Source organism: Mycobacteriales bacterium (assembly GCA_036497565.1).
In the GTDB taxonomy this organism is placed as follows: domain Bacteria; phylum Actinomycetota; class Actinomycetes; order Mycobacteriales; family QHCD01; genus DASXJE01.
Window position 1 is genome coordinate 1 of the sequence record DASXJE010000005.1, and the last position, 5,585, is coordinate 5,585.

Genomic DNA, 5,585 nt, shown 5'->3' on the forward strand with positions numbered 1-5,585 from the left:
CGGCCGTGGTCCTTCGTCCAGACGCTGGCAGCGAGTCCGTACTGCACTCCGTTGGCCCAGGCGAGCGCCTGGTCCTCGTCGGAGAACGGCTGCACGGTGATGACGGGGCCGAAGATCTCGTTCTGGCTCATCTCGTCGTCCTGCCGGAGTCCGGCGACGACGGTCGGCTCGAACACGTAGCCCCGATTGCCGATCCGGTGACCGCCGGCCGCGATGGTGGCATGCGCCGGGGCACGGTCGAGGAACCCGGTGACCCGCCCGAGCTGGTCGATGTTGTTCAACGGACCGAGGTCGGCGTCGGCGACGTCCAGGCCGCCCGCGACAGTCTTGCGGGCCTGCTCGGTGAGCGCGGCGAGGAAGTCGTCGTGCACCCGTGGCCCGGCCAGCACCCGGGTCGCGGCCGTGCAGTCCTGGCCGGCATTGAAGTAACCGGCCCCGGCGATCCCTTCGGCGGCCGACGCGATGTCGGCGTCGTCGAAGACGATCACCGGGGCCTTCCCCCCCAGCTCGAGGTGCACCCTCTTGAGGTCGTCGCTGGCCGCCTTGGCGACCTCCATCCCGGCGCGCACACTGCCGGTGATCGAGACCATCGCCGGTGCGGGGTGCGACACCAGCGCCCGGCCGGTCTCCCGGTCGCCGCAGATCACGTTGAAGACGCCCGGCGGCAGGAACTCCGCGGCGATCTCGGCCATCAACAGCGTCGTCACCGGCGTCGTGTCCGACGGCTTGAGTACGACGGCGTTGCCCGCGGCGATGGCCGGCGCGTATTTCCAGACCGCCATCATCATCGGGTAGTTCCACGGGGTGACCTGCGCGCAGACACCGATCGGCTCGCGGCGGACCATCGAGGTGTGCCCGGCGAGGTATTCGCCGGCCGAGCGTCCCTCGAGCATCCGGGCCGCACCGGCGAAGAACCGGATCTGGTCGATCATCGGCGGGATTTCCTCGGACATGGTGAGCGCCACCGGCTTGCCGGTGTTCTCCGCCTCGGCCGCCACCAGCTCCTCGGCCCGGGCCTCCAACGCGTCGGCGACCCGGAACAGCGCGAGGCTGCGCTCGCTCGGCGTCGCGTTCCGCCACCCCTCGAAGGCGGTCGACGCCGTGTCCAGGGCCGCATCGACGTCGGCCGGTCCGGAGATCGGTGAGTGCGCGAAGATCTCGCCCGTGCTGGGATCGACCAGCGGCATGCTGCGTCCGTCCGCGACGTCGACGTAGCGGCCACCGACGAAGTTCTTGAGATGGCGCGGTGCGCTGTCGCTCACGACGACCTCCAGCTCACGGGACTCGACCGGACACGAGTGACGGGGCGGTACACGCTGCTCAGCGCTACTCGACCCTCGCAGATCTCACGGCTACTGACAAGGGATTCCGTCGTTTCGGGTATATTTGACGACGGAATCACTTGACAGGTCAGACAGGGATGACACGATGACGACACAGCGGTGGCACAGCTGCCGGTGGAGGAGGTCGTCGTCCATGCCCGGTCCCAGCCTCGCTCACCGCCCGACCCGGCGGCCATGAGCGCTCGGCAGGTGGCCGGTGACGGGGGCTTGGACGACATCTCCCGCCAGATCATCGGTGAGCTGCAGGAGGACGGTCGGCGGTCCTACGCCGCCATCGCCAAGGCGGTCGGATTGTCCGAGGCGGCCGTGCGGCAGCGGGTGCAACGTCTGCTCGATGCCGGCGTGATGCAGATAGTCGCGGTCACCGATCCGCTGACCGTCGGCTACCACCGGCAGGCAATGATCGGGATCAAGGCCGAAGGCGACCTGCAGGTCGTCGCCGACAAGCTCAGCGCCGCGCCGGAGATCGATTACGTCGTCGTCACCGCGGGCTCCTTCGACATTCTCGTCGAGTTGGTCGTCTCCGACGACGAGCACCTGCTCCATCTGCTCAACGACACCATCCGCGCCATCCCGGGCGTCAAGGCGACGGAGACGTTCGTCTATCTCCGGCTGGCGAAGCAGACCTATTCCTGGGGGACCCGATGACCACCACACCTCCGACCACACCGGGATCGGGACCGGAGTTGGACCGCGCGGACCTGTCGCTGTCCGACAGCGCCCGCGAGCACCTGTGGATGCACTTCACCCGGATGTCGTCCTACGCCGAGAATCCGGTTCCGGTGATCGTGCGCGGCGAGGGCCCGTACATCTGGGACGACCAGGGACGGCGATACCTCGACGGGCTGGCCGGCCTCTTCGTCGTGCAGGCCGGACACGGCCGGACCGAGCTCGCGGAGGCCGCCTACAAGCAGGCCGGCGAGCTCGCGTTCTTCCCGCTGTGGTCCTACGCCCACCCCAAGGCCATCGAGCTCGCCGAGCGCCTCGCGACCCTGGCCCCCGGCGACCTCAACCGGGTCTTCTTCACCACCGGCGGTGGTGAGGCGGTCGAGAGCGCCTGGAAGCTCGCCCGGCAGTACTTCAAGACCCAGGGCAAGCCGACCAAGCACAAGGTGATCAGCCGCTCGATCGCCTACCACGGCACGACGATGGGTGCGCTGTCCATCACCGGCATCCCGTCCGCTCGGGAGGATTTCGAGCCGCTGGTGCCCGGTGCGTTCAAGGTGCCCAACACCAACTTCTACCGCGCCCCGGAGCACGGCGACGACCTCGAGGCGTTCGGGCGCTGGGCGGCCGATCAGATCGCGCAGATGATCGAGTTCGAAGGCCCGGACACGGTCGCGGCCGTATTCCTCGAGCCGGTGCAGAACTCCGGCGGCTGCTTCCCGCCGCCGCCCGGCTACTTCCAGCGGGTCCGCGAGATCTGCGACCAGTACGACGTCCTGCTGGTCTCCGACGAGGTGATCTGCGCCTTCGGCCGGCTCGGCGAGTACTTCGGTTCGGCCCGCTACGGCTACCAGCCCGACATCATCACCTGCGCCAAGGGAATGACCTCCGGCTATTCGCCGATCGGCGCGATGATCGCGCGCGACCGACTGGTCGAGCCGTTCCTCACCGGCAACACGACCTTCTCGCACGGCTTCACCTTCGGCGGGCACCCGGTGTCGGCCGCGGTGGCGATGGCCAACCTCGACATCTTCGAGCGTGAAGACCTCACCGGGCACGTACGCCGCAACGAAGCGGCCTTCCGCTCGACCCTGGAGAAGCTGACCGACCTGCCGATCGTCGGCGACGTCCGCGGCGACGGCTACTTCTACGGCATCGAATTGGTCAAGGACAAGGTGACCAAGGAGACGTTCGACGAGGACGAGTCCGAGCGGCTACTACGCGGATTCCTGTCCAAGGCGCTCTTCACCGCCGGCCTCTACTGCCGCGCCGACGATCGAGGTGATCCCGTGGTGCAACTCGCTCCGCCGCTGGTGTGCGATCAGAGCCACTTCGACGAGATGGAGCAGATTCTGCGTTCGGTCCTCACCGAGGCATGGAGCCGGCTGTGACCGGGACGCCGGAGCGGGCCAGCGCCTCGCGGGCCGGCCGGGTCGCCTGGTCGCGGTAGGCCGCCACCAGCCCGACGCGGGTACGACGATCCAGCAGGTCGTCGACGTCGAGCGCGCCCTCGTGGCGCACTGCGAAGAGCAGTTCGGCCATCGTGGTCGCGATGCCCGGCCCGATCGGCTGCAGCAGCGCCGGGTCGCCGCCGGCCTCGGCGACCACCTGCGCCGCCTCGTCGCCGTAGCGCGCGACGATCCCGGCCGGCGCCGCGCCGTCAGTCCCGCCGGCACCGACCAGCGGGAGCCGGTGGGTGCGGCACGGCCCGGCGTCGAGGCCGGCCCGTGACACCGCGGTGTCGACGGCGTCCTGGGCCATCCGCCGGTAGGTGGTCAGTTTCCCGCCGACGACGGTGACCACTCCCGTGTCGGAAACCAGAACCGCGTGTCGGCGCGAGAGGTCGGCGGTGCGCCCGTCGCCGCTGTCGAGCAGCGGGCGGAGGCCGGCGAAGCTGCCGATCACCTGGTCCCCGCGTACCGGCGTCTGCAGGGCGGAGTTGAGGGTGTCCAGGAGCCAGCCGATCTCCGCCTCGGTCGGCTCGACGACGTCCGGGAACGACCGGTCGCTGGGCACGTCGGTCGGTCCGACGCAGATCCGGCCGTCGCCGTGCGGCACGGCGAGCACGAACCGGCTGCTCTCACCCGGGACGGAGATCGTGAGCCCGACCCGCAGATCGCCGAGAGCGGCCGCCGGCAGCAGCAGGTGGCTGCCCCGACTCGGCCGTAGCGCGATGCCGTTCACGAGCTGCCCCGCCCAGACGCCGGTCGCGTTGATCACCGCGGCCGCACGCACCGGGAACCGGGCGCCGGTGAGCTCGTCGCGCAGCATCCCGCCGTGCCCGCACAGCGACTCGGCGGAGACGCGGGTCAGGATGCGGGCGCCGTAGGCCGCGGCGGTCCGGGCGACGGTCACCACGAGGTGCGCGTCGTCGTCGAGTACGCCGTCCCAGCCGAGCAGTGCGCCGCGCAGCCCGGTCGTCCGGATTCCCGGAGCGAGGTGGCGGGTCTCGGTGGGGCCGATCCGGCGGGCCCGCGGCAGTGTCGTCGCCGGGGTGCGGGCTCCGATCCGGAGCAGGTCGCCGGCGGCGAGGCCGGCCCGGGCGACGGCGTACTGGCCGACCGTGACGCCGGGCAGCACCGGCAGCACCATCGGCAGTGCGCGGACCAGATGCGGGGCGGTGTGCCGGAGCAGGATGTCGCGCTCGACCGCGCTCTCGTAGGCCACCCCGACCTGGCCGTGGGCGAGGTAGCGCAGGCCGCCGTGCACCAGCTTCGAGCTCCACCGGCTGGTTCCGAACGCGAGGTCGCGGCGCTCGGCGAGCACCACCCGCAGGCCCCGGCTGGCCGCGTCGAGCGCCACCCCGGCGCCGGTGATTCCGCCGCCGATCACCAGCAGGTCGACGTCGGGTCGGGCCGCCAGCTCCTCGAGCTCGCGGGCCCGCCGCGCGGCGGACAGCGACGCGGCAGAGCCGAGGCCGGTCATCGGTGCTCGCCGGGAGCCAGGTAGCCGTGCAGCAGCCGGCGCAGCTCGGCGTCGAGATGCGGATGCGGCAGCTGGCCCGCGACCAGCCGACCGGAGAGCACCACCGACTGCACGACCAGCAGCACCATCGCGGCGAGCTCCGCGGGATCGCCGGCCCGGATCGACCCGTCGGCCTGCCCGGCCCGGAGCCCTCCGTCGAGGAAGTCCAGTGCGGCGTGCTGGCTCGCCCCGAGCCGGTCGAGGACGTAGGTGGTCACGAGCTCGGGGTCGACGTCGAGGATCTTCACGAACAGCGGGTTGTCGTGCAGCGCGTCGACGATCGCGACGACGTGCTCGACCATGCTGTCCCGGGCGGAGCCGGGTGCCCCTGGCGCAGGCGCGCTGGCGGCCACGATGGACGCCATCTCCCGGGTCATCAGGTCGGCGACGAGCGAGGTGACGTCCGGCCAGCTCCGGTAGACGGTGGGCCGGCTCAGCCCACTGCGGCGGGCGACCTCGCTCATCGTCGTCCGCCGCACGCCGAAGGCCAGGACGCACTCGCGAGCCGCGTCCAGAACCCGATCGTCCTTACGGATTGACACAATATGTAAAACTATATCGTGGAGACGCCGCGTCGGCGGGCCGACGAGATGATCTGGTCCGGGTGGGACG

The 5,585-nt window shown here is 70.8% G+C and carries 5 protein-coding genes; 2 read left to right on the top strand and 3 right to left on the bottom strand.

From position 1 onward, the window contains the following. Positions 1–1,187 (bottom strand): aldehyde dehydrogenase family protein (locus VGH85_00230; protein HEY2172216.1); only part of this gene is annotated, 1,187 nt, incomplete at its 3' end. Positions 1,188–1,517: 330 nt separating this feature from the next. Here VGH85_00230 and VGH85_00235 point away from each other — a divergent pair. Both VGH85_00235 and VGH85_00240 read left to right on the top strand, forming a co-directional pair. After that, positions 1,518–1,991: an Lrp/AsnC family transcriptional regulator gene (locus VGH85_00235; protein HEY2172217.1), complete on the top strand. Its 474-nt coding sequence runs from the start codon at positions 1,518–1,520 to the stop codon at positions 1,989–1,991. Next, the gene (locus VGH85_00240) at positions 1,988–3,400 is read left to right on the top strand and encodes an aspartate aminotransferase family protein (GenBank protein ID HEY2172218.1); all 1,413 of its coding nucleotides are present in this window, start codon (positions 1,988–1,990) and stop codon (positions 3,398–3,400) included. Before VGH85_00235 ends, VGH85_00240 begins: the two co-directional genes overlap by 4 nt. Here VGH85_00240 and VGH85_00245 read toward each other — a convergent pair. Both VGH85_00245 and VGH85_00250 read right to left on the bottom strand, forming a co-directional pair. Continuing rightward, entirely contained in the window at positions 3,375–4,934 is a 1,560-nt protein-coding gene (locus tag VGH85_00245) for a glycerol-3-phosphate dehydrogenase/oxidase (protein HEY2172219.1), read from the bottom strand. The genes VGH85_00240 and VGH85_00245 overlap by 26 nt on opposite strands. Further along, positions 4,931–5,515 (bottom strand): helix-turn-helix domain-containing protein, encoded by a 585-nt coding sequence (locus VGH85_00250; protein HEY2172220.1) that lies wholly within the window; start codon positions 5,513–5,515, stop codon positions 4,931–4,933. Before VGH85_00250 ends, VGH85_00245 begins: the two co-directional genes overlap by 4 nt. Positions 5,516–5,585: the final 70 nt, after the last annotated feature.